The organism is Streptomyces sp. ISL-10 (assembly GCF_018614575.1).
GTDB lineage: Bacteria > Actinomycetota > Actinomycetes > Streptomycetales > Streptomycetaceae > Streptomyces.
In genome coordinates this window covers 62,018-86,994 of the sequence record NZ_JAGGOJ010000005.1, presented here as the reverse complement: position 1 = coordinate 86,994, position 24,977 = coordinate 62,018, and the positions used below count along the sequence as shown (strand labels likewise).

Genomic DNA, 24,977 nt, shown 5'->3' with positions numbered 1-24,977 from the left:
GAGTCAGGGTCGCCGGACCGCCGCCACCCGTGTGTCACTTTCGGACTTTCTCTCACTCATATGGGTGATGCCTATGGGTGCCGCATTGATCGAACCCTTGACTCTTCTGCCCATGGCTCGCCCGAGGGCTGGTCTTTAGCGAGGGTAATGAGTTATGCTAACGAACATGTCTGACCTGTCCCACGGTACTGACGCAGACGTCGCCGCCGTGAACTCCCTGCGCTCCGCCGTCATGCGGCTGGGCCGGCGCCTGAAGCACCAGCGCGTCGACGAATCGCTGAGTCCGACCGAGATGTCGGTGCTCGGCACCCTGGCCCGCTGCGGCTCGGCCACCCCCGGTGAGCTGGCGCGCAAGGAATACGTCCAGCCGCCGTCGATGACCCGCATCGTCGCGCTCCTGGAGGCCAAGGGGCTGGTCCGGCTGGAGCCGCACCCCGAGGACCGCCGGCAGAAGGTGGTCACTCCAACCGAGCAGGCCGAGGTCATGCTCGAAGAGAGCCGCCGCAAGCGGAACGCCTGGCTGGCCTCCCTCGCCGAGGGCCTCGACGAGGACGAGTGGGTCAAGCTCCGCGCCGCCGCACCCGTCCTGGAGAAGCTCGCACATCTGCAATGACCGCCGACGCCAAGGAGGCGAACCCCTTTGAGTACGGGATCCGGAGCAGACTCCGCCCCCGCACCGACCGCCTACGACACCACGCCTGACCGCAAGCAGACCATGTTCAGCTCGCTGAAGATCCGTAACTACCGGCTCTTCGCGACCGGACAGGTGGTCTCCAACACCGGCACCTGGATGCAGCGCATCGCCCAGGACTGGCTGGTGCTGACCCTCACCGGATCCGCCTCGGCCGTCGGCATCACCATCGCGCTGCAGTTCCTCCCCATGCTTCTGTTCGGCCTGTACGGCGGCGTGATCGCGGACCGGATGCCCAAGCGGCGGCTGCTCCTCGTCACACAGGCCGCCATGGGCCTCACCGGCCTCGCGCTCGCCGCACTCACGCTCAGCGGCCACGTGCAGGTCTGGCACGTCTACCTCACGGCGTTCCTGCTCGGCCTCGTCACCGTCGTCGACAACCCGGCACGGCAGTCCTTCGTCGCCGAGATGGTCGGCCCCGACCAGCTGCGCAACGCCGTCTCGCTGAACTCCGCGAACTTCCAGTCCGCGCGGCTGGTGGGCCCCGCCGTCGCCGGTGTGCTGATCACAGCTGTCGGCAGCGGCTACGCCTTCCTGCTCAACGGCCTGTCCTTCCTCGCGCCCGTCGCCGGCCTGATGATGATGCGGACCTCCGAGCTCCACAAGGTGGAACGCGCCCCGCGCGGCAAGGGCCAGCTGCGGGAGGGCCTGCGCTACGTCGCGGGCCGGCCCGAACTGATCTGGCCGATCGTGCTCGTCGGCTTCATCGGCACGTTCGGCTTCAACTTCCCGATCTGGCTCTCGGCCTTCGTCGACGACGTCTACCACTCGGGCGCCGGCACCTACGGCCTGCTCAACACCCTGATGGCGGCCGGCTCCCTCGCGGGCGCCCTGCTCGCCGCGCGCCGCGGCACGTCCCGGCTGCGGATCCTGGTGGGTGCGGCCGTGCTGTTCGGCCTGCTGGAGGTCGTGACGGCCTTCGCCCCGGAGTTCTGGATCTTCGCGGCGCTGATGGTCCCGATCGGCATGTGCGGCCTCACGGTCAACGTCACGGCGAACTCCAGCGTCCAGATGGCGACGGATCCGCTGATGCGGGGCCGGGTGATGAGCCTGTTCATGATGGTCTTCACCGGCGGCACCCCGCTGGGCGCACCGCTGGTGGGCTGGATCACCGACGCGTACGGTCCGCGCGTCGGCTTCGCGGCCGGCGGCGCGGTGGCGACGCTCGCGGCGGTGGCCGTCGGCGTGATGCTGGCGCGGGTCGGCGGCCTGCGGCTGTCCGTGGGCTGGCACCGGGGACACCCGTCGGTGCGGTTCGTGGAGCGGGAGCGGTTGACCACTGTGGCGTAGCCCGCGCGGAGCGCGAGCGGGGGCGCGCGCTGCCGGTGGGGCAGCTGCGCGGGGGCCGTTCCCCACGGCCGCCCCTTCCCGAACCGGGGGCAAGCCCCCAGACCCCGTATCGCCCTCCGGGCGGTGTCCTCAATCGCCGGCGCGGCTGGAGAATCCAGCCCCGCCGGCGTTCGAGGCGCGGGGCAGGGGAGGTGGAGCCCCCGACAAGGGAACGCGGCACACTGGCCGCATGAGACTCTTCGCCGCCGTCCTCCCGCCCGCCCCCGCCGTCGATGAACTCGGCCTCGCCGTCGACCGGTTGAGGGGCATGCCCGGGGCCGAGCGGCTGCGGTGGACCGGACGGGACGGGTGGCACTTCACGCTCGCCTTCATGGGGGAGGTCGACGAGGACCTCGTGCCCGAGCTGCGGGTGCGCCTCGCGCGCGCCGCGCACCGGACAGAGCAGTTCACGCTGCGGTTGCACCAGGGCGGGCGGTTCGGGCGCCGGGCCCTGTGGGCCGGGGCCGCCGGCGGGCTGGACGGCATGCGGCTGCTCGCCGAGCGCGCCGACGCGGCCGCCCGCCGCTCCGGGGTCGACATGGACGAGCACCGCGGCTACCACGCGCACCTGACGATCGCCCGCGCCCGCGAGGACACGGACCTGCGTCCGTACGTCGAGGCGCTCGACGACTTCGAGGGCGCCCCCTGGCCCGTGGCGGACCTCGCACTGGTCCGAAGCAACCTCCCGGGCGGCGGGGTGCCCGGTGCGCAGCCCCGCTACGAGGTGGTCGAATCCTGGCCACTGCATCCCACGGGTTAACCTCGACGGGTGAATCCCAAGACCCGTAACCAGATCATGGCCGCCGCTCTGGTGCTGATGTTCGTGATCATCGCCGTGGCGGCCGTGGCAGGCCAGTAGCCCGCACGGCCGCCGTCAGTGCTGCGACCGCGTCACCAGGCGAACGCCTCCGGCGACGGCCCCGGGCCCGGGAAGATCTCCTCCAGGGACGTGAGCACGTCCTCGGACAGCTCCAGCTCCAGCGCCCGCAGCGCGGACTGAAGCTGCCCGGCCGTGCGCGGACCGACGATCGGGCCGGTCACGCCGGGCCGGGTCAGCAGCCACGCCAGTGCCGCCTCGCCCGGCTCCAGGCCGTGCTTGTCGAGCAGGTCCTCGTACGCCTGCACCTTCTCCCGTACGGCCGTGTTCGCGAGCGCGTCCGCCGAGCGGCCGGTGGTGCGCCGGGAACCCTCGGTCTCCTTCTTGATCACGCCGCCGAGCAGCCCGCCGTGCAGCGGCGACCAGGGGATGATCCCGAGGCCGTACTCCTGCGCGGCGGGGATGACCTCCATCTCGGCGCGGCGCTCCGCCAGGTTGTACAGGCACTGCTCGCTGACCAGTCCGTAGGAGCCGAGCCTGCGGGCGGTCTCGTTGGTCTGGGCGATCTTCCAGCCGGGGAAGTTGGACGAGCCGGCGTAGAGGATCTTGCCCTGCTGGATCAGGACGTCGATCGCCTGCCAGATCTCCTCGACCGGGGTGCGCCGGTCGATGTGGTGGAACTGGTAGAGATCGATGTGGTCGGTCCGCAGCCGCTTCAGCGAAGCGTCCACGGCGCGGCGGATGTTGAGGGCGGAGAGCCGGTCGTGGTTGGGCCACGGGTCGCCGTCCCCGGCCATGTTCCCGTAGACCTTGGTCGCGAGGACGACCTTGTCGCGACGGTCGCCGCCCTTGGCGAACCAGTTGCCGATGATCTCCTCGGTACGGCCCTTGTTCTCGCCCCAGCCGTAGACATTGGCGGTGTCGAAGAAATTCAGACCCGCGTCGAGGGCGGCGTCCATGATGGTGTGACTGGTGGGCTCGTCTGTCTGGGGCCCGAAGTTCATCGTCCCCAGGACGAGTCGGCTGACCTTGACTCCGGTGCGTCCGAGCTGCGTGTACTTCATGACGTCCTAGCCAACGCCCTGGAGCGCGCTCCAGGCAAGCCCGCCGAGCCCCCGGTCATCCGTGCCGACGGCCGGTGTCCGCGTCCGAGCAGTGGAGTTCGGCCCACCTCGTGTCATCGGTCCGCGACCGGAACAGCACCCGGTCCGTGCCCAGCGGGACCGGGCCGTTGCCCAGGAGGTTCTTGGTGCCCTTGGAGATCACCTCCGCGACGGACTTGACGTCCCTGGGGGGTATTCCGTTCGCAGTTGCTCGACGATGTCAGGATGATTTCCCAGTGGTCGTCCCGCTGTGGCGACATGAAGACGGCCCCCTGGACGATCTCGACCTTGAATCCCTCGGGGGCGGATTCGAGCCACTGGAACATGTCGTCCAGGGTGCGTTCGTCGCTGTTCTCGGCCATTTCGATCCTGCGCTCGTCCAAGGCGTGCATCGTGGCGCTCCTCCGCGGCTGCCGTCCGAACACATGCAGCCGCGCGGTACAACGATACGCACGGTGACCGGGTCAGGTCCTCGATCGCGTCACACGCCGCCCATCCACCCCGCCGCGTCCAGGCGGAAGCTCTCCGGGCCGGTCACCGTCCGCAGGGCGTCCTCCAGATCGCGCAGGCGGTCGGCCCCCATCGACGCCGCCCATTCCGCCCGCAGTTCGTCGAAGATCACGGCCGAGCGAGCGAGGGCGTCCAGTCCGTGCGGGGTGAGGCGGATCAGTTTGCGGCGGGCGTCGGCGGGGTCGTCGGCGCGTTCCGCGTAGCCGAGGGCGACGAGTCGGTCGACGGTCTTGCCGGCCGCCTGCTTGGTCACGCCGAGCCGCCGCCCGATCTCGCTCGCGCTCGCGCCCGCGGGGCCGATCGCCTGCATGGCGAAGCCGTACGCGGGCCGCACATCGGGGTGGCCCTGGCCGGCCAGCTCGGCATGCAGCGTGTCGATCAGTGAACGGAAACCGGCGAAGAGGAGCAGGGGGAGCTCGTAGCCGGCTCGGTCGGAATCTGCCTTGCGCACTTCGACAACCTGGTTTACGTTTTCGGCCTCAGGATCGTCAACCATGTTGTCCATTGTAGGAGCCGGTCATGTTCACCGAGCACACCTTCGACACCGCACCGCCCGAGTCCCGCCCGGCCATGCGGGCCACCGCCGAGCGCCTCGGCCATCTGCCGCCCGTCGTCGCCAGACTCGCCACGTCACCCCACCTGCTCGACGGCTTCCTGACGCTCAGCGCCGCGTTCGAGCGGACCACCCTCGATCCGCTCGCCCGCGAGACCGTCGTCATGACCGTCGCCGTACGCAACGAATGCCATGTCTGCATCGCGATGCACACCGGCAAGCTGCGGGCGCTCGGTGCGGACCAGGACCTGATCGCGGCGCTGCGGGAGGCGCGGGCCCTTCCCGACGAACGACTGGAGGGAGTACGGCAGTTCACGCAGGAGGTGCTGCGCACGGCGGGCGCGGTCGACGACGCCGGGCTGCGGGCCTTCCTCGCGCACGGGTTCACGCCGCAGAACGCCCTGGAGGTCGTGATGGGCATCGGCACGTACACGATGTCGACGCTCGCCAACCGGCTGGTGGGTGTCTAGACCGCCGCCACGCCGGCACCGCGGCGACCGGGTCGGATTTCGGCCGTTGTCGACGGGGCCGGATGGGTGCCCCTTCCTTTCTGCGGGTCCGCGTGCCGCAATGACCTCCGCCAGCCCGTGACCCCCACACGAAGGCAGGATCCCCCCATGAGACACAGCACCCTGCTCCTCGCCGCGGCCCTCGCCGCAGGCACTCTCGCCATGGCGCCCGCGGCCCAGGCGGCACCCCAGGTGACGCCGGAGAAGGCAACGTTGTCGTTCGACTGCGGTTCGTACGGCTCCGGCACGGCGACGCTCAAGGCCGCGCAGGACGGCACGGCCGCGACGATCGAGCTCTCGACGGAGGCCATCAAGGCTCCCGTTCCCATCTCGGCCGGCGCGGCCGCGTCCACCCTCACGCTCACCAAGAACGGCTCCGGGACGACGACGTTCACCGGCAACTCCAACCCGGCGATCCCGGCCGGCGGCGCGGTCTCGACCGGCCCGCTGGACGGTACGGTCGCGTCGGGCGACAGCCTGGAGGCGAAGTCCCTGACGGTCGTCGTCTTCGGCGTCACGGCGGAGTGCACGGCGACGTCCCCGCAGGACCCGGGGCCGTTCGTCTTCTGACCACCGGCGGACGTACGCCGACGGGGCCGGCCCCTCGGAGGGGGGACCGGCCCCGTGTTCGAGCCGCCGGGCAACTCCCCGACGTGCCCTCCCCAGGCGGCCCGGGAATGCCGGAACCCCGCTCTGCTGTTGCCGCGGGCATGACCTTCGCCGTGGATGTGACCGTGCGTGGCTACGAGCTCGACACGCAGGGGCACCTGAACCAGGCCGTCTATCTGCAGTACGCCGAGCACGCGCGGTGGGAGCTGTTGCGGGCCGCCGGGCTGTCGCAGGAGAAGCTGCTCGCGAGCGGCGTGGGGCCGGTCGCGCTCGAGGTGACCGTGAGGTTCGCGCGTGAGCTGCGCGGCGGCGACCAGGTGCGGGTGACCTGCCGGTTCGTGTATGGGCAGGGGAAGACCTTCCAGGTCGTCCAGCAGATCCTCAAGGACGACGGCACGCTCGCCGCCGAGATCTCCGGCGTGGCGGGCATGCTGGATCTGTCGACCCGGCGGCTGATCGCCGACCCGCGGGCGCATCTCGCCGCGCTGGCCGACGATCCGGACCTGCTCAGCGGCTGACCGTACGCCTCAGACCGCGGCCCGGTACGCCCGGCCCAGTCCCCATGCCTGGTGCATCGCGTCGGCGAACGCGCCCGCCAGTTTGTGTTCGCCGGTCGGGCCCGGGTGGGTGCCGTCGTAGGTGTCCTGGTGGATGTCGTACGACGGCGGCCGCGAGGCCAACAGGATCGGGGACGTCGGGGTGTCGAGGTCCGCGACCGCCTTCGCGAGGAGCACGTTGAAGCGGTCGCACTCGGCGGCGAACGGGGCGTCGGACGCGGCACGGACGTTGGGGATGACCGGGAGCAGGACCATGCGGATGTGCGGCTCGGCCTCGCGGGCTCGGGCGACGAACTCCCGGGTGTTGGCGGCCGTCTGGTCGCTGTCCGTGTAGAAGCCGAGGTCGATGAGGCCGAGGGAGACCAGGAGGATGTCCGCCCTCTCGGCGGCGACCGTCTCCCCGATCACGGGGGCCATGTGGAGCCAGCCCTCGCCCCAGCCGGCCAGGTGGCGGCGGGCGTCGGCCGGGAAGGCGGGATCGGCGTACGCGTTGGAGACGGGGGCGTTCGCCTCGGTGTCGTACAGCGTGGTGCGCGGGCCGACGATCTCGTACGGCTCGCCGAGGGACGCGAGGTGCTGCCACATCCGGTAGCGCCAGCTGTAGTCGCCGGCGCGTCCGATGGTCATGGAGTCGCCGACGAACAGGAAACGCATGGGCGACATCATGGCCGAACTCACCGGTAACGCGGCAGCTGATGGGATGTGAGGCTGGACACGACCGGTCAGCCACGGGTGAGCAGCAGCACCAGCCGGTCGATCTGCTCGGCCGGGTCCGGCGCGCCGGGCCAGGTGGTCATCAGCAGGTGGTGGACGGTGCCGACCAGGGCCAGGGCCGCCGTGGCCGTGTCCAGGGCTGCCGGGACGCGGCCGAGGGAGCGTTCGGCGTCGAGGTAGCGGGTGACGGACTCCTGGACGGCGGCGAAGCCCGGCGCGCCGGACGCCATCGCGTCGCGGAAGCGTTCGGCGGCGCCCGGCCGGGTGAGGGCGAGGCCGGAGAGCTCCGGGCCGGTGGCGGTGAGCAGGGCGGACGCGACGCCGGTGAGGTTCGCGACGACCGTCTCCTCGCCCGCCCGGTCGGGCAGCGCGGAGGCGAGGGCGGCCGTGCGGGCGAAGCGGTCCAGGACCAGTTCCGCGACGAACTCGTCCAGCCCGCCCGCGAAGTGCGCGTGCAGCAGGCCCTTCGCGCAGCCGGCCTCGTCCGTGATCGCCCTGCTGGTCAGGGCCCCGGGGCCGCCTGCGGCGACGACTCGTTCGGCGGCGGCGAACAGCCGCTCGCGGGCGTTGGGTACGGCCACTCCGCGCGGTGACATCCAGATCTCTTCCGGTGAGGGATGGACAGTATGGGCGTCCGCCCATACTGTTTGGGCATACGCCCATACTAATCGGGAGGCACTGTCGTGCAGCACGTCGTCAACACCGAGCAGGACCAGGCGTGGAACGGTTACGAAGGCAGCCACTGGGCCCGCCACCAGGACCGCTGGGACGCGGTGAACGAGGGCTTCGACGAGCCGCTGCTCACCGCCGCCGCGATCCGCGTCCAGGACGCCGTCCTCGACGTCGGCTGCGGTGCGGGGGCCACCACCCGGCTCGCCGCACGGCGTGCGGCCCGCGGCCGGGCCACGGGGCTGGACCTGTCCGCTCCGATGCTGGAGCGCGCCCGGGCCACCGCCCGCGCAGAGAACCTCGCCAACGTGGACTTCGAGCGCGGCGACGCCCAGGTGCACCCGCTCGAAGGCCGCGCCTTCGATGTGGTCATCAGCCGCTACGGCGTCCTGTTCTTCGCCGACCCCGTCGCCGCCTTCGCCAACATCCGCAGCGCCCTGCGCCCCGGCGGCCGTGCCGCCTTCGTCATCGCCGCGGAGGCCGGGGCCAACGAGTGGCTCCAGGCTCTCGCCGGGCTGCGCGACCTGCTGCCCATGGGCGGCTTCGGCGCGACCGGCGGGCCCGGCATGTTCTCGCTCGCCGACCCCGACCGCATCCACGAGGTCCTGAACGGGGCCGGGTTCGCCGGGATCGCGGCCGAGCGGGTGGAGGCGTACGGGAGGTGGGGGAGCGACGCGGAGGACGCCACCGCGTTCCTGCTCGGCTCCGGGCCCGGACGGCATCTGCTCGGCCAGGTCGACGAGGCCACGGGGGAGCGGGCCCGGCGGGAGCTGGCGGGCATCCTGCGCCCGCATGAGAGGGACGGGGCGGTCCGGCTGCGCAGCACGGCCTGGCTGGTCACCGCCATACGGCCGTAACGATCGCGGGCGGAGGTGGCAGGCTGGGGGGCATGCGTTCGCTTCCGTGCGTCACCGGCCTCGCCGCCGCGCTCGTCCTCGCCGCCGCCGTGCCCGCGGCGGCGGACGACGACTCCGGGTTCACCATCAAGGACCCGAGGATCACCGAGTCCAGTGGCCTCGCGGCCAGCCGCGCGCACCCCGGCGTCTACTGGACGCACAACGACCAGGACGAGCCCCGCGTCTTCGCCGTCGACTCCGCGACCGGCGAGACGGTGGCGACCGTCACCCTCCAAGGGGTCGGCACACCGCGGGACATAGAGGCGATCTCCGTCGGCGCGGACGGGGACGTCTACGTGGGCGACATCGGCGACAACCTCGACGGCAGCTGGGACCACGTGTGGATCTACCGCTTCCGCGAGCCGGCCCGGCTGGTCGACCAGACCGTGCGCGCCACACAGTTCGACGTGAAGTACGCCGACGGGCCGCGCAACGCCGAGGCGCTGATGGTGCATCCGAAGACCGGCCGGGTCTACATCGCCTCCAAGAACGAGGAGGGCGGCGGCCTGTACGAGGGGCCCGCGACGCTCAGCGCGTCGGCGACCAACACCTTCCGGCGGATCGGCGAGGTGCCGTGGGTGACCGACGGCGCGTTCTCCCCGGACGGCGAGGAGCTCGTCCTGCGCTCATACTTCAGCGCCCGGGGCTACGAGTGGAAGAACGGCAGCCTCGGCGCGGACCACCGGGTGCGCGCTCCGATCCAGGGGCAGGCGGAGTCGGTGACGTACACGCTCGACGGCAAGGCGCTGATGTTCGGCACGGAGGGCGAACAGAGCACCGTGGAGCGGGTGGAGGTCTCCTCGAAGGGGGAGGACTCCGGCGGTGACGACCGCCCCGGGGGCGGTGGTGACCAGGCGGCCGCCGAGGACGACGAAGGCGGGGAGCCCGGCGTGACGACGTACGGCCTGCTCGTGCTCGCCGGCGGGGCGGTGCTGGTGTTCGCTCTGCGCCGTCGGCGGTCCTGAGGGCTCTTCGCCTTGTGCCGTCGGCGGTCCTGAGGGCTCTCCGCCCTGCGCCGCCGCTGTCCTAAGGGGTCTCCGCCCGCTCCCGCACCAGCGCCTCGAAGCCGGCGACCAGTCGCTCCAGACCGAAGGCGAAGTGGTCGAACTCCGGGGAGAAGGCGTCCTCGGAGAGGTTCGCCAGGGCCGGGTAGTCGCCGCTGAGCATGGCCTTGGCGAGGAACGGCTCCTGGCTCTTCCAGAAGTCCTCCTCGCTCTGGCCGGTCTGCTGCGCGGCCTCCACGGTCTCCACCTCGATGCGGACGATGCCGCTGACGAAGCACTGCACGGCGATGATCACGGAGATCAGCTCGGGGTCGCGCAGGCCCATGTCCCGCAGCGCGGCCAGTGAGGTGTCCAGGCCGCGGACGGCGCTCGGGCCGAGGACCGTGCGGGACTGGTTGACCTTCAGCAGCCAGGGGTGCGCGCGGTAGAGGTCCCGGTAGGCGCGGGCCATCGCGCGTACGGCGTCCTGCCAGGCGGGGGACTCGGGGGCGTAGGCGTCGTTCTCCAGGGGCTCGCCGGTGACGCGGTCGAGCATCAGGTCGAGCAGCTCGGCCTTGCCGGGGACGTACCGGTAGAGCGACATGGTGCCGGTGCCGAGCTCCGTGGACAGCCGGCGCATCGAGACGGCGGCCATCCCCTCCGCGTCGGCGAGCCGGACGGCGGCCGTGACGATGCGGTCGAGGGTGAGGCCCGGTTTGGGGCCGCGCGTGGGGCGCTCGCCGGTGCCCCAGAGGAGTTCGAGGCTGCGCGAGACGTCGCCGCTGCCGCTCGTTTCGGTCGTCGTCATGGCTTCACCCTAATCCCGTGGAGAAAAACTGAGTACGGTGTACTCTGATATGGGTACGCCGTACTCAGTTGTTGTGCCGAGGGGTGGAGGGGCCATGGACGACCATGCGGTGATCGCCGAAGGCGTCGAGAAGAGATACGGGGACAAGAAGGCACTCGCGGGCTTCGACCTCGCCGTGCGCACGGGCACGGTGCACGGGCTGCTCGGGCCCAACGGCGCGGGCAAGACCACTGCCGTCCGCGTCCTCGCGACCCTGCTGCGGTTCGACGGCGGGCGGGCCGAGGTCGCCGGCGTGGACGTCGCCCGCGATCCGCGCCGGGTGCGCCGCCGGATCGGACTCACCGGGCAGTACGCCGCTGTCGACGAGGTCCTGACGGGCCGCCAGAACCTGGAGATGTTCGGGCGCCTCTTCCACCTCGGCGGCCGGCGCGCCGCGCTGCGGGCGGGCGAACTGCTGGAGCAGTTCGACCTGGTGCAGGCCGGGGACAAGGGCGTCGGCACATACAGCGGCGGCATGCGGCGCCGGCTCGACCTCGCCGCCTCGATGATCCTCGCGCCGCGCGTCCTGTTCCTCGACGAGCCGACCACCGGACTCGACCCACGTTCGCGCGGCGAGGTCTGGGAGGCGGTGCGGCGGTTGGTCGCGGGCGGCACCACGGTCCTGCTCACCACGCAGTACCTGGAGGAGGCGGACAGACTCGCCTCCCGGATCACCGTCATCGACCACGGCCGCGCCATCGCCGACGACACCCCCGACGGGCTGAAGAACCGCGTCGGCGGCGACCGCATCGAGGTGGTCGTGCGGGACGCGGCCGACATCCCCACCGTCGCCAAGACCGTCGCACGGGTCTCGGACACCGAGCCGGTGACGGACCGTCCGGAACGACGCGTGCACGCCACGGTGACCGACCGGGTCGCGGCCCTGACCGAGGTGGCGCGCACCTTGCAGGACGAAGGCATCGGGGTGGAGGACATCGGACTGCGCAGGCCGAGCCTCGACGACGTGTTCCTGCGCCTGACCGGCCACGGCACGGACGAGACGACCAAGGAGACGGCGGCATGAGCGCGCTCGACACGGTGGACCTGGACCAGCGGGACACGCGCCTGGACCAGCAGGACACGCACGGCCGCGCCTACTGGGCGGTCGCCGACTGCTTCAACGTCGTACGCAGAGGGCTGACCCACTATCAGCGCCAGCCCGTCCTCATCGCCTGGCAGCTCGGCTTTCCGATCATCTCCGTGCTGCTCTACGGGTACGTCTTCGGCGGCGCGATGAAGTCACCCGACGGCGGCAGCGTCCGCGACTTCCTGATGCCCGGCATGTTTGCCATGACCATGGCGTTCGGCTTCATGAACACCGCGATCGCCGTCGTCACCGACGCCTCCAAGGGCGTCATCGACCGCTTCCGCTCCATGCCGATGGCTCCCTCCGCCGTGGTCACCGGACGCGGCGTCAACGACCTGATCACCGCCTGCGCCGAGCTGACCATCCTCGCGGCGACCGCCTTCGCGATGGGCTGGCGCTCCGACGCGGGTGCGGGCGCGGTGCTCGCGGCGTTCGGGCTGCTGCTGCTCCTGCGGTTCTGCCTGATCTGGGTCGGCATCCTGCTCGGACTCGTGGTGCCGACACCGGAGGCGGCCGGCGGGCTCTACGCCGTGGCGTTCCCGCTCACCATGATCTCCAGTGTCTTCGTCCCGCCGTCGACGATGCCGGACTGGCTCGGCGCGATCGCCGCGTGGAACCCGATCTCGTCCACCGCGGCCGCGGCGCGCGAACTGTTCGGCAACCCGGTCGCCAGCGACGGCAGCTGGATCCAGGAGCACGCCCTGCTGATGGCGGTGGTGTGGCCGCTGGCGATCACCGCGGTCTTCCTGCCGCTCGCGGTCCGGCGATTCCAGCGGCTGAGTCGCTGACCTGCGGTTCCCATCCCGTCTCGCACCCTGCGCACCGCCGGGTCGAGACTGGAGGGAGGCCGAAGGACCGCGACCTCGACCCGGCCCCGGCCGTGGAGGCAATCATGACGGCGACCACACGTGACGACACCCCTGTCGCCATCGAAGGCGGCGGCGTGGAACTGCGCATGACGGAGGTCGGCGGCGACATGACCGCCGCGTTCGTCCGCTTCCCCAAGGGCACGGACATGTCCGATGCGGTCAAGGGCCTGCCCGACGACATGTGCCAGTGCCCGCACTGGGGATACCTGTTCTCGGGGCGGCTGAAGATGCGGACGCCTTCCGGCGACGAGATCTACGAGGCGGGCCAGGCCTTCTACTGGCCGGCGGGCCACGTTCCGGAGGCGCTGGAGGACTGCGAGTACCTGGACTTCTCGCCGACCAAGGAGTTCACCGAGGTGATCGACCACGTCAAGGCGGCAATGGGCTGAGCCCCACCGGCGGCTCAGGAGCTGCGCTCGCCGGCCTTCAGCAGCTCGGCCGCATCGAGCTCGACCGCGGCGCCGATCGAGTCGGGAAGGGTCAGCCGCCGGCCGTGGGCGTAGACCTCGTGGCTGTCGTACTCGTTGGCGAACGGGGCGGTGAGGACCGGCCGGGGCCGGTGGACGGATCGTCACACCAATGGGCGATGGAGGGCCCGGGACGCTGACCGGTGGTCGCGTCCCGGGCCCTCGAAAAGGCTCGTACAGCTCGCCGCTACAGCTTCTCGATCACGTAGTCGATGCACGCCGTCAGCGCCTCGACGTCCGCCGGGTCGACCGCCGGGAACATCGCGATGCGCAGCTGGTTGCGGCCCAGCTTGCGGTACGGCTCGGTGTCGACGATGCCGTTCGCGCGCAGCGCCTTCGCGACCGCCGACGCGTCGATCTCGTCCGCGAAGTCGATCGTGCCGATGACCTGCGAGCGCTTCGCCGGGTCCACCACGAACGGGGTCGCGTGCTTCGACGCCTCGGCCCAGCCGTAGAGCGTGCTCGAGGACGTGGCGGTGCGGCGCACCGACCAGTCCAGGCCGCCCTGGCCGTTGATCCACTTCAGCTGCTCGTTCAGCAGGAAGAGCGTGGCCAGCGCCGGGGTGTTGTACGTCTGGTTCTTGCGGGAGTTGTCGATCGCCGTTGGCAGGCTGAAGAACTCAGGGACGTGGCGGCCGGAGGCATGGACGCGCTCGGCGCGCTCGATCGCGGCCGGGGAGAACACGGCCAGCCACAGTCCGCCGTCGGCGGCGAAGGACTTCTGCGGGGCGAAGTAGTACACGTCCGACTCGGTGATGTCGACCGGCAGGCCGCCCGCGCCCGAGGTGGCGTCCACCAGGACGAGCGCGCCCTCGTCGGCGCCCGCGACCCGCTTGATCGGGGCCGCGACACCGGTCGAGGTCTCGTTGTGGGTGAGGGCGTAGACGTCGACGCCCTCCTCGGCCCGCGGGTCCGGGTGCGTACCGGGGTCGGAGGAGACCACCGTCGGGTCGGCCAGCCACGGCGCCAGCTTCGCGGCCTTGGCGAACTTGGAGGAGAACTCGCCGAAGGACAGGTGCTGGGACTTGTTCTCGATCAGCCCGTGCGTCGCGATGTCCCAGAAGGCGGTGGAGCCGCCGTTGCCCAGGATCACCTCGTACCCCTCGGGCAGGGAGAACAGCTCGCGCACACCGTCGCGGACCTCGCCGACCAGGTTCTTGACCGGGGCCTGGCGGTGGGAGGTGCCGAGCAGGGAGCTGCCGGTGGCGGCCAGGGCGTCCAGCGCCTCCGTACGCACCTTGGAGGGGCCCGCGCCGAAACGGCCGTCGGCGGGCTTGATGTCAGCGGGAATCTGGATATCAGCCACGAGCCGGAGCGTATCCCCTCCGGCCACCGGACGCCGAGCCGGTCCGGACCATGAGACGCCCGCACAGCCCTTGAGCTGCGAGATCACAGGGCGCGGCCCTCCAGGTGCTTGATCAGGGCGATGAGGACGAACTTGCTGGACGAGTGGTCGCGGGCGTCGAACTCGACCATCGGCACACCCGGCCCGAGCGTCAACTCGCCGCGGATCTCGTCCTCCGATCGCAACGGGCCGCCGAAGTCGTTGACGGCGACGATGAATGGCGTGTCGTGACCCTGCAGGCAGTCGATCGCGAACCGGGCGGCGTCGAGCGCACGCGTGTCGACGAGGACGACCGCGCCCGTCGCGCCGTCGAGGAGCGGGTCCCACAGGAAGCGGAACCGGTCCTGCCCGGGCATGCCGAACAGATGCAGCACCATGCGCTCGTCGAGGGTGATGCGCCCGAAGTCCAGGGCGACCGTCGTCACCGTCCGGCCGGGCACGGCGGCGGGGGCGCTGATCGGCTCCTCCGTGTGCAGCGGGCGGATCTCGCTGACGGACCGCACCATCGTCGTGCTCCCCGTGCCGGATCCACCGGCCACGACGATCTTCATCGCGCTGAGGTGTGCCCCGGCGCGGTTCATCGTTTCTCGTCGGTGCCGGTCATCGAGCGGTGCCTTCCGGGGATGCGGTAGGGGACGTCGGAGCCGCTGCGTTCTGATCAAGTCGAGGTCACTATAGGAGAGTTGGCGATCACTTGGACAAGGCCCTGGAGTGTCTCCTTTCGTTCTCATCTGCGCACCGTGCGCAAGTGGCGCGGACCTCCCGGGGGCGACGCACGCGCACTCCCCGGGAGTGACACAGGTGTGAGAGGCGGCGTGGGGGTCATCCTGGGGGGCATGGCGCACCACAGGGACCGGCAGGGCGGCAGGCGTTTCGGACACACATTCGGACACACAACAGATACGCACGACGTGGCGCGGGCGCTCACCGCCGCCGTGCGCGGCGACGTCGACTTCGGCGTCGCGGCACGGGCCCTGACGACCATGGACGCCTCCAACTACCGGCGCGTCCCGGACGGTGTCGTGGCTCCGCGCGACGCGGACGACGTGGCGGCGGCGCTGGCGGTGTGCCGGGAGCACGGGGTGCCCGTGGTGCCGCGCGGCGGCGGCACGTCGATCGCCGGCCAGGCCACGGGCGTCGGCGTCGTCCTGGACTTCACCCGGCACATGAACGCGATCCTCTCCGTCGACCCCGACGCCCGCACGGCCGTCGTACAGCCGGGAGTGGTGCTGGACACGCTGCAGGCGGCGGTACGGGGGCACGGCCTGGCCTTCGGCCCGGACCCCTCGACGCACAGCAGGTGCACGATCGGGGGAATGGTGGGGAACAACTCGTGCGGTGCGCACTCCGTGCGCTGGGGCACGACCGCCGACAACGTCCGCCGTCTCGCGGCCGTCACCTCCTCGGGCCGCTCCGTCACCCTCGACCGGGGCACCCGCTCCACCGGCGTCCCGCCCGGCCTTGACGACCTGGTCCGCGCGAACCTGGCGCTCCTGCGCACCGGATACCCCGAAGGGCTGCCGCGCCGGATCTCCGGCTACGCCCTCGACGCCCTGCTTCCCGAGAAGGGCGTCGACCTCGCCCGTGCCTTCTGCGGCAGCGAGGGCACCCTCGCCGTCCTGACCGAGGCGACCGTCGGCCTGGTTCGGACCCCGGCCGCCCGCGCCCTCGCCGTCCTCGGCTACCGCGACGAGAGCGCCGCCGCCGAGGCTGCCTGCGGCCTCCTGCCGTACGGGCCCCTGACCGTCGAGGGCATGGCCGACGACCTCGTGCCCGACGCGCACGGGCTGCCGCACGGCGGGGCCTGGCTGTTCGTCGAGACCGGCGGCGACAGCGCCGCCGAGGCGCGCTCGCGCGCGGCGGAGATCGTCCGGGCCGCCGACGCGCTCGACGGCACGGTCGTCCACGACCCGGCCGGCATGCGGGCGCTGTGGCGGGTACGGGAGGACGCGGCCGGCACCGCGACCCGGACGCCCGAAGGCGGCGAGGCCTGGCCGGGCTGGGAGGACTGCGCCGTCCCGCCCGCCCGACTCGGTCCCTACCTGCGCGACTTCCGCGCCCTGCTCGCCGAGCACGGCCTGCGGGGCACTCCTTACGGCCACTTCGGCGACGGCTGCATCCATGTCCGTATCGACTTCGACCTGCTGAGCCCGCCGGGTGTCGCCCGGTTCCGTACGTTCTCCGAGCAGGTGGCGGATCTCGTCGTCGCGTACGGCGGCTCGCTGTCCGGCGAGCACGGCGACGGCCTGGCGCGCGCCGAGCTGCTGCCGAAGATGTACGGGTCCGAACTCGTCGATGTCTTCGGCGCGTTCAAGGACCTGTGGGACCCCGACGGGCTGCTGAACCCGGGCGTCCTCGTCCGCCCGGCGCCGCTCGACACCGACCTCCGCTTCGACGTGCTGCCCAGGCGGCCCGTCGACGTCGCCTTCGGTTACCCGCAGGACGGCGGCGACTTCACGGGCGCGGTACGGCGCTGCGTCGGCGTCGCCAAGTGCCGTACGGAACGGGTCGCCGGGGGCGCGGACGTGATGTGCCCCTCGTACCGGGCGACCGGCGAGGAGCGGCACTCCACCCGGGGGCGGGCCCGGCTGCTGCACGAGATGCTGGCCGGCGAGATCGTCACGGACGGCTGGCGTTCGACGGAGGTGCTTGACGCCCTCGATCTGTGCCTGTCGTGCAAGGGCTGCCGCACCGACTGCCCGGTGGGCGTCGACATGGCCACGTACAAGGCCGAGTTCCTGCACCACCACTACGCGGGACGGCGCAGGCCCGCCGCCCACTACGCGATGGGCCGCCTCCCGCAGTGGCTACGGCTCGCCACGCCGTTCGCGCCCCTGGTCAACGTGCTCGCCCGCTCCGGCCCGGCGGCGGCACTGGCCAAGAAGGTGTGCGGGATCGCGCCCGAGCGGCAGCTGCCGCTTCTGGCTCCCCGGTCGCTGAGCCGCCTGCTCCGCGAGCATCTGCGCGACCGCACCGGGGTGTTCGCGAAGGGCCGTACGGCGGTGCTGTGGCCGGACACGTTCACCGACCGGCTGTCGCCCTTTGTGGGCATGGCCGCGGTACGGGTCATGGAGGCGGCGGGCATCGGGATCGTGCTGCCGCCCGGCCAAGTCTGCTGCGGGCTGACGTACGTCTCCACGGGCCAGCTCGACCGGGCCCGCTCGGTCATGCGGCGCACCCTCGACACGGTGGAGCCGCTGCTCGAACTGGGCGTGCCCGTCACCGTGCTGGAGCCCAGCTGCGCCGCGACGCTGAAGACGGACCTGCCGGAGCTGATGGGCGGCGATCCACGGGCCGCCCGGCTCGCGGCCTCGGTGCGGACGTTCGCGCAGACCCTCGGGCAGTGCGCCCCCGACTGGAGCCCGCCGCGCGTGGACCGCCCGGCGGCGGGTCAGACACACTGTCACCAGCATGCGGTACTCGGTGATGCGGCGGAGCGGGCGCTGCGGGAGAGGGCCGGTCTGCGCGGCGGGCTGAGCGGCGGGTGCTGCGGCCTGGCGGGCAACTTCGGCTTCGAGGCGGGCCATTACGAGGTGTCGGTGGCGTGCGCGGAGGAGCAGCTGCTCCCCGCGGTACGGGCGGCGTCGGCCGACACGGTGCTGCTGGCGGACGGCTTCTCCTGCCGCACGCAGCTGGACCAGCTGACGGGCCGCCGGGCGAGGCATCTGGCGGAGGTACTGGCGGAGGCGCTCACGGAAGGACGGCCGGGCGGGGCCGGCTGAGGGGGCGTGCGGGCGCGTTGGTGGGGCCGGTCGTCGGGGCTCGGGGCGCAGGCTGGTGCGGGCCGGGGCTGGTGCGGGCGGGGCCGTTGAGGGCGGGCGTCCGGCGTGGAGCGGGCCCGTGCGGGCCGGGCAGCGGGCTCGTTGCGCGGGCTCGTGCGGGCGGACCGACGCGGGCGCGACGCGGCCGGCTTCGGGCGCGTGCGTTGAGCGCAGTCGCGGGCCCTCGGGCCCGGTCAGCGCGGCTCCGCCGCGACCCGCCTCGCCAGGGCCACCAGGTCGGCGATCGCCGGGTGCGGTGCCGTCGCGCGCCAGGCGAGCAGGACCGGGACCGGCGGGGCGTCCGTCAGGGGGCGGTAGGTGACGCCCGGGTGGGTGTGCAGCTCCGCGGTGGAGGCGGTCGAGACACCGACGCCGCGGCCCGCGGCGATCGCCGTCAGCCAGTCGTCGGTGTTGCCCACGGTCAGCGTGTGCGTGGGCCGGCCGCCGTGCGGCCACAGGTCCGGGGTCGTCATACCGGAGACGGTGTTCAGGACGACGGGTTCGGCGGCCAGGTCGGCGAGGGGGAGCGCGGGGCGCGCCGCGAGCGGCCCGTCGGCCGTGACCGCGGCGACGCGTGTCTCGGTGAACAGCAGGGCCGTGACCAGCCCCGGGGTGTCCACGGGGCCGCGCAGTACGGCCGCGTCGACCCGGCCCCGGGTGAGCCCGGCGGTGCGGTCGTCGATCCGCAGCAGTTCCAGCGGCGTTCGCGGGTGCTCGTGGCCCCAGCGGCGCAGCAGCGGTGTGGTGTACGGGCCGAGTGCGGCCCAGGCGTGGCCGAGACGCAGTGGCGCACGCAGCAGCCGGCCCGCGTCGAGGGCCTCGTCGAACGCGGCGACGGCGGCGGCCGCCTTGTCGCGAAACGCCCGCCCCTCGGCGGTGAGCGCCAGGTGGTGCGTGGAGCGGTCGACGAGCAGCGTGCCGAGGTGTTTCTCCAGGGCGGCGAGGGAGCGGGAGACGCTGGGCTGGGTGACGTTCAGCCGGGCTGCCGCCCGGGTCACGCTGAGCTCCTCGGCGACGGCGAGGAAAAAGCGGAGATGACGCAGCTCGATGCTCATACGTGTCGAGCATAACCACAGCGAGAACGGCATTTCACGGGCAGCGCACCCGGTCCGTAGCGTGGAGGGATGGATCGGCGCGACAAGAGCAGGGGAGGCCGGCGGTGAACGGTGGTGCGCAGACGGGGCCGGGCACGGGTGGGCGCGCGGGCACGGGCGACCCGTCCGGTGCCGGGGCCGTCGTCGTCCTGCCGGAAGGCGCCGGTCCGGCGGCCGACGCCGCCGCGGGGCGGGGAACGCGGGCGACGAGGGCCGGGGGTGAGGCGCCCAGGGCGGGCGACCGGTCGCTGGGACCCGTGACGCTCGTCGTGGCGGGGGCGCTGTCGGTGCAGTTCGGTGCGGCGATCGCCGTGATGCTGATGCCGCGTACAGGCCCGCTGGGCGTGGTCACCCTGCGACTCGTGCTCGCCGCGCTCGTGCTGCTCGTCGTGTGCCGGCCGCGGTTGCGCGGGCATTCGCGCGCCGACTGGGGCACCGTCGTCATCTTCGGCTTCGCGATGGCCGCGATGAACGTGCTCTTCTACCAGGCCGCCCACCGCATCCCGCTGGGCGCGGCCGTCACGCTGGAGGTGCTCGGCCCGCTCGTGATGTCCGTGATCGCCTCGCGCAGGCCGGTCAACCTGCTGTGGGCGGGGCTGGCGCTGGGCGGTGTGTTCCTGCTGAGCGGCGGCGGTTTCGACCGGCTCGATCCGGTGGGCGCGCTGTTCGCGCTCGGCGCGGGCGCGATGTGGGCGGCGTACATCGTCTTCAGCGCCCGCACCGGGCGGCGCTTCCCACAGGCGGACGGGCTGGCGCTGGCGATGGGGGTGGGCGCGCTGCTGAGTCTGCCGCTGGGTCTGGTGGAGGCCGGGTCGCGGTTGCTGGTGCCGTCCACTCTGGGGCTCGGTCTCGCGGTGGCGCTGATGTCGTCGGTGCTGCCGTACACGCTCGAACTGCTGGCGCTGCGCAGGCTGCCCGCGGCCACGTTCGCCGTGCTGATGAGTCTGGAGCCGGCGATCGCGGCGACAGCCGGATTCCTCGTCCTGGATCAAGCCCTTTCTCCGGCCGAGGCGTTGGCGATCGGGCTGGTCGTCGCGGCGAGCATGGGGGCGGTGCGGACGCAGGTGGCCGGAAAGGCTCCTGCGGCGGGCTGAATATCAAAGCAAGCACGCTTGCTTGTTTTCTGGAGTGCTGCCATGCTCCGGGGCACGAACCGTCGTGCCCACAGGGGAGCGTCACGTGTCCGATCCGACAGCCGTGCTCGACGACCTGCGCGGTGAAAGCGATGAACTCGACCGGCTCGTCGCCGGCCGGACGCCCGGAGCGTGGGCCGCTCCGACACCCGCCGAAGGGTGGAGCGTCGCCCACCAGATCGCCCATCTCGCCTGGACGGACCGGGCGGCGCTCGTCGCCGTCACCGATCCCGACGGCTTCGCCGCCGAGATCGCCAGGGCACTCGCCGCGCCCGGCTCGTTCGTCGACGACGGCGCGGCCGAGGGCGCGGCCCTGCCGCCCGCCGACCTGCTGGCCCACTGGCGCGAGGGCCGCGACCGGCTGCTGACCGCTCTGCGCGAGGCCCCGCGCGGTGTGCGGTTCCCCTGGTACGGGCCCCCGATGAGCGCCGCTTCGATGGCGACCGCGCGGCTGATGGAGACGTGGGCGCACGGCCAGGACGTGGCCGACGCGCTCGGCGTCGAACGCCCACCGACGGCGCGGCTCGCGCAGATCGCGCGCATCGGGGTGCGGACGCGGGACTTCGCGTACGGGGTGCACGGGCTGACCCCGCCCGCCGAGCCGTTCCGCGTCGAGCTGACGGGACCCGGCGGCGAGATGTGGACCTACGGTCCCGAGGACGCGGCGCAACGGGTCGCCGGCCCGGCGCTGGACTTCTGCCTCCTGGTCACCCAGCGGGCGCACCGCGCCGATCTGTCGCTTCGCGCGACGGGAGCGGACGCCGACCACTGGCTCGACATCGCCCAGGCCTTCGCGGGTCCACCGGGCAGGGGCCGTGCCCCACGCGGGGCAGCGGGCGCGGGCACCGCCGACGGCGGTGACCGTCGATGACCGGGGTCCGGGACGGCGGTCGGGTCCCGTTGGGCGGCCGCGCCGATGTGCCGCGTGTCGGGAGCGGCCGGGACGGCGACCGGGTCCCGTTGGGCCGCCGCGCCGATGTGCTGCGCGTCGGGAACGCCTCGGGGTTCTACGGCGACCGGTTCGACGCCATGCGCGAGATGCTCACCGGCGGGCCGCTCGATGTGCTCACCGGGGACTACCTCGCCGAGCTGACCATGCTCATCCTCGGGCGCGACCGCCTGAAGGACCCGCGCCTCGGCTACGCCAAGACGTTCCTCAGGCAGCTGGAGGACACCCTTGGGACCGCCCACGAGCGCGGTGTCCGCATCGTCACCAACGCGGGCGGGCTCAACCCCGCCGGCCTCGCCGAGGCCGTCCGCGCACTCGCCGGACGCCTGGGCATCCCCGTACGGGTCGCCCACGTCGAGGGCGACGACGTCTCCGCCCGCTTCCCCGACGCCCTGACCGCCCACGCCTACCTCGGCGGCGCCGGGATCGCCGCGTGCCTGCGCGCCGGCGCGGACATCGTCGTCACCGGCCGCGTCACCGACGCCGCTCTCGTCACCGGGCCCGCCGCCGCGCACTTCGGCTGGGGGCCGAAGGAGTACGACAGGCTCGCGGGCGCGGTCGTCGCCGGACATGTCCTCGAATGCGGCACCCAGGCCACCGGCGGCAACTACGCGTTCTTCTCCGGCCACGACGTGCGCCGCCCCGGCTTCCCCCTCGCCGAGATCCACGCCGACGGCACCGCGGTCGTCACCAAGCACGACGGCACCGGCGGGTTCGTCGACATCGGCACCGTCACCGCGCAACTGCTCTACGAGACGGGGGGAGCCCGGTACGCGGGCCCCGACGTGACCGCCCGGCTCGACACCGTACGGCTGGCAGAGGACGGGCCGGACCGGGTGCGCGTCTCCGGTGTGCGCGGCGAGGCCCCGCCGCCGACCCTCAAGGTCGGGCTCAACCGCATCGGCGGCTGGCGCAACGAGGTCGTCTTCGTGCTGACCGGCCTCGACGTCGAGGCCAAGGCGCGGCTCGTCCGCGAGCAGCTTCAGGACGCGCTCGGCAAGCAGCGGCCCGCCGAGGTGCGCTGGGAGCTGGCCCGCACCGACAGCACCGACGCCGACACCGAGGAGCGGGCCAGCGCCTACCTCCGGCTCGTCGTGCGCGACCCCGACGCCGAACGCGTGGGGCGTGCGGTGAGCGGCGCCGCGATCGAGCTCGCCCTCGGCAGCTACCCCGGCTTCCATGTGACGGCCCCGCCCGGCAAGGGCGCACCGTACGGGGTGTTCGACGCGGTGTACGTGCGCGCGGACACCGTCCCGCACACCGCGGTGCTGCCGGACGGCGAGCGCGTCCACGTGTCCACCGCCGACGACGCCCGTCCGCCCGTGCCCGCCCGCGATGCGCCCGGCGGCCACGGCCGGCCGGGCGGGGACCCGAAGTGCGCGAGCGCCCCTGCGGCCGTGGCCGCCGGCGACGCGACCGGAGGCGGTCCAGGGGACACCGACACCGACACCGAGGACGGCGGCACACCGGCCCGCGCCCCGGAGACCGCCGACGGCTTCGTGGACCCCGCCGACGGCGGGCCCGCACTGCCCGAGCCCCTGCCTCCCGGGCCGACCCGCCGCGCACCGCTCGGACTCGTCATGGGCGCCCGCAGCGGCGACAAGGGCGGCGACGCCAACATCGGCGTCTGGGCGCGCACCGACGACGCCTGGCGCTGGCTCGCCCACGAACTGACCGTCGAGCGGCTGCGCGTCCTCCTCCCGGAGACCGACGGACTCCCGGTCGTCCGGCATGTGCTGCCCAACCTGCGTGCCCTGAACTTCGTCGTCGGCTCGATCCTCGGCGAAGGCGTCGCCGCGCAGGCCCGTTTCGACCCGCAGGCCAAGGCGCTGGGCGAGTGGCTGCGCGCCCGCTACGCCGACATCCCGGAGGCTTTGTTGTGACCGTTCTCGGCTCGGCCGTCGATGTGACGGGCCCCGCATACGCCGCCCACCGCGAGGCGATGCTCGCCCGTCTCGCCGACCTGGACGCGGAGCACGCCAAGGCACTCGCCGGCGGCGGCGAGAAGTACGTCGCCCGGCACCGGGGGCGCGGCAAGCTGCTCGCGCGGGAGCGGATCGAGCTGCTGCTCGACCCCGACACCCCGTTCCTGGAGCTGTCGCCGCTCGCCGCCTGGGGCAGTGACCACCCGGTGGGCGCGTCCATCGTCACGGGCATCGGCGTCGTCGAGGGCGTCGAGTGCCTGATCACCGCCAACGACCCGACCGTGCGCGGCGGCGCGTCGAACCCGTGGACCCTCAAGAAGGCGCTGCGGGCCAACGAGATCGCGTACGCCAACCGGCTGCCGTGCATCGCGCTCGTCGAGTCCGGCGGGGCCGATCTGCCGTCCCAGAAGGAGATCTTCATCCCGGGGGGCGGGCTGTTCCGCGACATCACCCGGCTGTCGGCGGCCGGGATCCCGACGATCGCGGTCGTGTTCGGGAACTCGACGGCCGGCGGCGCGTACGTACCCGGCATGTCCGACCACACCGTCATGATCAAGGAACGGTCGAAGGTCTTCCTCGGCGGTCCGCCGCTGGTGAAGATGGCGACGGGCGAGGAGAGCGACGACGAGTCGCTGGGCGGCGCCGAGATGCACGCGCGCGCCTCCGGCCTCGCGGACCACTTCGCGCTCGACGAGCAGGACGCCCTGCGGCAGGCGCGCCGGATCGTCGCCCGCCTCAACCACCGCAAGGCGCACCCCGATCCGGCCGGTCCCGTGGAGGAGCCGAAGTACGCGGCCGAGGAGCTGCTCGGCATCGTGCCGGAGGACCTGAAGACCCCGTTCGACCCGCGCGAGGTGATCGCGCGGATCGTGGACGGCTCCGACTTCGACGAGTTCAAGCCGCTGTACGGGCCGAGCCTGGTGACCGGATGGGCGCGGCTGCACGGCTACCCGGTGGGCGTGCTGGCGAACGCGCAGGGCGTGCTGTTCTCGGCCGAGTCGCAGAAGGCGGCCCAGTTCATCCAGCTCGCCAACCAGCGCGACATCCCGCTCGTGTTCCTGCACAACACCACCGGCTACATGGTGGGCAAGGAGTACGAGCAGGGCGGCATCATCAAGCACGGCGCGATGATGATCAACGCCGTGTCCAACTCCCGCGTCCCGCACCTGTCGGTGCTGATGGGCGCCTCGTACGGAGCCGGGCACTACGGCATGTGCGGGCGGGCGTACGACCCGCGATTCCTGTTCGCCTGGCCGAGCGCCAAGTCGGCGGTGATGGGCCCGCAGCAGCTCGCGGGCGTGCTGTCGATCGTCGCCCGCGCGTCGGCGGCGGCGAAGGGGCAGCCCTACGACGACGAGGCCGACGCGGGGCTGCGCGCAATGGTCGAGCAGCAGATCGAGGCCGAGTCGCTGCCCGCTTTCCTGTCCGGGCGGCTCTACGACGACGGGGTCATCGACCCCCGCGACACGCGGACGGTGCTCGGTCTGTGCCTGTCCGCGATCCACACGGCACCGGTCGAAGGCGCCCGCGGCGGCTTCGGCGTCTTCCGGATGTGAGGGC

The 24,977-nt window shown here is 72.5% G+C and carries 25 protein-coding genes and 1 pseudogene; 16 read left to right on the top strand and 10 right to left on the bottom strand.

The genetic code is table 11. The features are described 5' to 3' along the window. Window positions 1-166 precede the first annotated feature (166 nt). The 3 genes from J7E88_RS05275 to thpR all read left to right on the top strand — a co-directional run bounded on the left by J7E88_RS05275 (window position 167) and on the right by thpR (window position 2,780). Complete coding sequence (locus J7E88_RS05275; RefSeq protein ID WP_215177792.1) at window positions 167-613, top strand: MarR family winged helix-turn-helix transcriptional regulator; 447 nt, start codon at window positions 167-169, stop codon at window positions 611-613. A 27-nt stretch (window positions 614-640) separates the two neighbouring features. After that, complete coding sequence (locus J7E88_RS05270; protein ID WP_215177791.1) at window positions 641-1,981, top strand: MFS transporter; 1,341 nt, start codon at window positions 641-643, stop codon at window positions 1,979-1,981. Between the two features lie 229 nt (window positions 1,982-2,210). Beyond that, window positions 2,211-2,780, top strand: a complete 570-nt coding sequence (gene thpR / locus J7E88_RS05265; protein ID WP_215177790.1) for an RNA 2',3'-cyclic phosphodiesterase — start codon at window positions 2,211-2,213, stop codon at window positions 2,778-2,780. 131 nt (window positions 2,781-2,911) lie between these two features. Here the strand turns inward: thpR and J7E88_RS05260 are convergent, their stop codons facing one another. The 4 genes and pseudogenes from J7E88_RS05260 to J7E88_RS05250 all read right to left on the bottom strand — a co-directional run bounded on the left by J7E88_RS05260 (window position 2,912) and on the right by J7E88_RS05250 (window position 4,946). Continuing rightward, window positions 2,912-3,901 carry an aldo/keto reductase gene (locus tag J7E88_RS05260; RefSeq protein WP_215177788.1) on the bottom strand — a complete coding sequence of 330 codons (990 nt, stop codon included), beginning with the start codon at window positions 3,899-3,901 and terminating at the stop codon, window positions 2,912-2,914. 55 nt (window positions 3,902-3,956) lie between these two features. Beyond that, window positions 3,957-4,103: a hypothetical protein gene (locus J7E88_RS05255; RefSeq protein WP_215177787.1), complete on the bottom strand. Its 147-nt coding sequence runs from the start codon at window positions 4,101-4,103 to the stop codon at window positions 3,957-3,959. A gap of 29 nt (window positions 4,104-4,132) precedes the next feature. After that, window positions 4,133-4,332, bottom strand: a pseudogene (locus J7E88_RS37320) (Uma2 family endonuclease); the annotation flags it as partial. Between the two features lie 89 nt (window positions 4,333-4,421). Next, window positions 4,422-4,946, bottom strand: a complete 525-nt coding sequence (locus J7E88_RS05250) for a MarR family winged helix-turn-helix transcriptional regulator (protein WP_215177785.1) — start codon at window positions 4,944-4,946, stop codon at window positions 4,422-4,424. 23 nt (window positions 4,947-4,969) lie between these two features. Between J7E88_RS05250 and J7E88_RS05245 the strand changes: the two genes are divergently transcribed. From J7E88_RS05245 to J7E88_RS05235, 3 genes are all read left to right on the top strand, one after another. Further along, a complete protein-coding gene (locus J7E88_RS05245) occupies window positions 4,970-5,473 on the top strand; it encodes a carboxymuconolactone decarboxylase family protein (RefSeq protein ID WP_251022185.1) in 504 nt (167 codons plus the stop codon). 147 nt (window positions 5,474-5,620) lie between these two features. Further along, window positions 5,621-6,082 carry a hypothetical protein gene (locus J7E88_RS05240; RefSeq protein WP_215177784.1) on the top strand — a complete coding sequence of 154 codons (462 nt, stop codon included), beginning with the start codon at window positions 5,621-5,623 and terminating at the stop codon, window positions 6,080-6,082. A gap of 140 nt (window positions 6,083-6,222) precedes the next feature. Then, window positions 6,223-6,639: a thioesterase family protein gene (locus J7E88_RS05235; RefSeq protein WP_215177783.1), complete on the top strand. Its 417-nt coding sequence runs from the start codon at window positions 6,223-6,225 to the stop codon at window positions 6,637-6,639. 9 nt (window positions 6,640-6,648) lie between these two features. Here the strand turns inward: J7E88_RS05235 and J7E88_RS05230 are convergent, their stop codons facing one another. Beyond that, window positions 6,649-7,332 carry a GDSL-type esterase/lipase family protein gene (locus J7E88_RS05230; RefSeq protein WP_215177781.1) on the bottom strand — a complete coding sequence of 228 codons (684 nt, stop codon included), beginning with the start codon at window positions 7,330-7,332 and terminating at the stop codon, window positions 6,649-6,651. Window positions 7,333-7,400: 68 nt separating this feature from the next. Continuing rightward, on the bottom strand, window positions 7,401-7,988 hold the full coding sequence (locus J7E88_RS05225; RefSeq protein ID WP_215177780.1) for a TetR/AcrR family transcriptional regulator: 588 nt from the start codon (window positions 7,986-7,988) through the stop codon (window positions 7,401-7,403). Between the two features lie 87 nt (window positions 7,989-8,075). On the opposite strand from J7E88_RS05225, the gene J7E88_RS05220 reads away from it, so the two are divergent. Together J7E88_RS05220 and J7E88_RS05215 are read left to right on the top strand one after the other, a co-directional pair. Continuing rightward, window positions 8,076-8,918 carry a class I SAM-dependent methyltransferase gene (locus J7E88_RS05220; protein WP_215177779.1) on the top strand — a complete coding sequence of 281 codons (843 nt, stop codon included), beginning with the start codon at window positions 8,076-8,078 and terminating at the stop codon, window positions 8,916-8,918. Window positions 8,919-8,950: 32 nt separating this feature from the next. Further along, complete coding sequence (locus J7E88_RS05215) at window positions 8,951-9,922, top strand: WD40 repeat domain-containing protein (protein WP_215177777.1); 972 nt, start codon at window positions 8,951-8,953, stop codon at window positions 9,920-9,922. 61 nt (window positions 9,923-9,983) lie between these two features. Here J7E88_RS05215 and J7E88_RS05210 read toward each other — a convergent pair whose 3' ends face one another. Next, window positions 9,984-10,748 carry a TetR/AcrR family transcriptional regulator gene (locus J7E88_RS05210; protein WP_215177775.1) on the bottom strand — a complete coding sequence of 255 codons (765 nt, stop codon included), beginning with the start codon at window positions 10,746-10,748 and terminating at the stop codon, window positions 9,984-9,986. 94 nt (window positions 10,749-10,842) lie between these two features. On the opposite strand from J7E88_RS05210, the gene J7E88_RS05205 reads away from it, so the two are divergent. The 3 genes from J7E88_RS05205 to J7E88_RS05195 all read left to right on the top strand — a co-directional run bounded on the left by J7E88_RS05205 (window position 10,843) and on the right by J7E88_RS05195 (window position 13,132). Beyond that, a complete protein-coding gene (locus tag J7E88_RS05205; RefSeq protein ID WP_215177773.1) occupies window positions 10,843-11,811 on the top strand; it encodes an ATP-binding cassette domain-containing protein in 969 nt (322 codons plus the stop codon). After that, window positions 11,808-12,662 (top strand): ABC transporter permease, encoded by an 855-nt coding sequence (locus J7E88_RS05200; RefSeq protein ID WP_251022184.1) that lies wholly within the window; start codon window positions 11,808-11,810, stop codon window positions 12,660-12,662. Before J7E88_RS05205 ends, J7E88_RS05200 begins: the two co-directional genes overlap by 4 nt. A gap of 104 nt (window positions 12,663-12,766) precedes the next feature. Continuing rightward, on the top strand, window positions 12,767-13,132 hold the full coding sequence (locus tag J7E88_RS05195; protein ID WP_215177769.1) for a hypothetical protein: 366 nt from the start codon (window positions 12,767-12,769) through the stop codon (window positions 13,130-13,132). A 265-nt stretch (window positions 13,133-13,397) separates the two neighbouring features. Here J7E88_RS05195 and serC read toward each other — a convergent pair whose 3' ends face one another. Both serC and J7E88_RS05185 read right to left on the bottom strand, forming a co-directional pair. Next, window positions 13,398-14,516 carry a phosphoserine transaminase gene (gene serC / locus J7E88_RS05190; RefSeq protein WP_215177768.1) on the bottom strand — a complete coding sequence of 373 codons (1,119 nt, stop codon included), beginning with the start codon at window positions 14,514-14,516 and terminating at the stop codon, window positions 13,398-13,400. A gap of 83 nt (window positions 14,517-14,599) precedes the next feature. Beyond that, entirely contained in the window at window positions 14,600-15,136 is a 537-nt protein-coding gene (locus J7E88_RS05185) for an ATP/GTP-binding protein (RefSeq protein ID WP_251022183.1), read from the bottom strand. 255 nt (window positions 15,137-15,391) lie between these two features. On the opposite strand from J7E88_RS05185, the gene J7E88_RS05180 reads away from it, so the two are divergent. Next, window positions 15,392-18,277 (top strand): FAD-binding and (Fe-S)-binding domain-containing protein, encoded by a 2,886-nt coding sequence (locus J7E88_RS05180; RefSeq protein ID WP_215177763.1) that lies wholly within the window; start codon window positions 15,392-15,394, stop codon window positions 18,275-18,277. 233 nt (window positions 18,278-18,510) lie between these two features. Here J7E88_RS05180 and J7E88_RS05175 read toward each other — a convergent pair whose 3' ends face one another. Further along, window positions 18,511-19,371 carry a LysR family transcriptional regulator gene (locus tag J7E88_RS05175; protein ID WP_215177762.1) on the bottom strand — a complete coding sequence of 287 codons (861 nt, stop codon included), beginning with the start codon at window positions 19,369-19,371 and terminating at the stop codon, window positions 18,511-18,513. Window positions 19,372-19,559: 188 nt separating this feature from the next. Here J7E88_RS05175 and J7E88_RS05170 point away from each other — a divergent pair, with 188 nt between their 5' ends. The 4 genes from J7E88_RS05170 (at window position 19,560) to J7E88_RS05155 (ending at window position 24,973) form a co-directional block, all read left to right on the top strand. After that, window positions 19,560-20,504 (top strand): DMT family transporter, encoded by a 945-nt coding sequence (locus J7E88_RS05170; RefSeq protein WP_215178179.1) that lies wholly within the window; start codon window positions 19,560-19,562, stop codon window positions 20,502-20,504. Between the two features lie 85 nt (window positions 20,505-20,589). Continuing rightward, window positions 20,590-21,414, top strand: a complete 825-nt coding sequence (locus J7E88_RS05165; RefSeq protein WP_215177759.1) for a TIGR03084 family metal-binding protein — start codon at window positions 20,590-20,592, stop codon at window positions 21,412-21,414. Window positions 21,415-21,572: 158 nt separating this feature from the next. Continuing rightward, a complete protein-coding gene (locus tag J7E88_RS05160) occupies window positions 21,573-23,375 on the top strand; it encodes an acyclic terpene utilization AtuA family protein (protein WP_251022203.1) in 1,803 nt (600 codons plus the stop codon). Beyond that, entirely contained in the window at window positions 23,372-24,973 is a 1,602-nt protein-coding gene (locus tag J7E88_RS05155) for an acyl-CoA carboxylase subunit beta (RefSeq protein WP_215177755.1), read from the top strand. The genes J7E88_RS05160 and J7E88_RS05155 overlap by 4 nt, the downstream gene beginning before the upstream one ends. Window positions 24,974-24,977: the final 4 nt, after the last annotated feature.

Coding starts and splice junctions, on each gene's coding strand:
- J7E88_RS05275 (WP_215177792.1), top strand. CDS start 167: ATGTCTGACCTGTCCCACGGTACTGACGCAGACGTCGCCGCCGTGAAC.
- thpR (WP_215177790.1), top strand. CDS start 2,211: ATGAGACTCTTCGCCGCCGTCCTCCCGCCCGCCCCCGCCGTCGATGAA.
- J7E88_RS05260 (WP_215177788.1), bottom strand. CDS start 3,901: ATGAAGTACACGCAGCTCGGACGCACCGGAGTCAAGGTCAGCCGACTC.
- J7E88_RS05250 (WP_215177785.1), bottom strand. CDS start 4,946: ATGGTTGACGATCCTGAGGCCGAAAACGTAAACCAGGTTGTCGAAGTG.
- J7E88_RS05245 (WP_251022185.1), top strand. CDS start 4,970: ATGTTCACCGAGCACACCTTCGACACCGCACCGCCCGAGTCCCGCCCG.
- J7E88_RS05240 (WP_215177784.1), top strand. CDS start 5,621: ATGAGACACAGCACCCTGCTCCTCGCCGCGGCCCTCGCCGCAGGCACT.
- J7E88_RS05235 (WP_215177783.1), top strand. CDS start 6,223: ATGACCTTCGCCGTGGATGTGACCGTGCGTGGCTACGAGCTCGACACG.
- J7E88_RS05230 (WP_215177781.1), bottom strand. CDS start 7,332: ATGCGTTTCCTGTTCGTCGGCGACTCCATGACCATCGGACGCGCCGGC.
- J7E88_RS05225 (WP_215177780.1), bottom strand. CDS start 7,988: ATGTCACCGCGCGGAGTGGCCGTACCCAACGCCCGCGAGCGGCTGTTC.
- J7E88_RS05215 (WP_215177777.1), top strand. CDS start 8,951: ATGCGTTCGCTTCCGTGCGTCACCGGCCTCGCCGCCGCGCTCGTCCTC.
- J7E88_RS05210 (WP_215177775.1), bottom strand. CDS start 10,748: ATGACGACGACCGAAACGAGCGGCAGCGGCGACGTCTCGCGCAGCCTC.
- J7E88_RS05205 (WP_215177773.1), top strand. CDS start 10,843: ATGGACGACCATGCGGTGATCGCCGAAGGCGTCGAGAAGAGATACGGG.
- J7E88_RS05200 (WP_251022184.1), top strand. CDS start 11,808: ATGAGCGCGCTCGACACGGTGGACCTGGACCAGCGGGACACGCGCCTG.
- J7E88_RS05195 (WP_215177769.1), top strand. CDS start 12,767: ATGACGGCGACCACACGTGACGACACCCCTGTCGCCATCGAAGGCGGC.
- J7E88_RS05185 (WP_251022183.1), bottom strand. CDS start 15,136: ATGAACCGCGCCGGGGCACACCTCAGCGCGATGAAGATCGTCGTGGCC.
- J7E88_RS05180 (WP_215177763.1), top strand. CDS start 15,392: ATGGCGCACCACAGGGACCGGCAGGGCGGCAGGCGTTTCGGACACACA.
- J7E88_RS05175 (WP_215177762.1), bottom strand. CDS start 19,371: ATGAGCATCGAGCTGCGTCATCTCCGCTTTTTCCTCGCCGTCGCCGAG.
- J7E88_RS05160 (WP_251022203.1), top strand. CDS start 21,573: ATGCGCGAGATGCTCACCGGCGGGCCGCTCGATGTGCTCACCGGGGAC.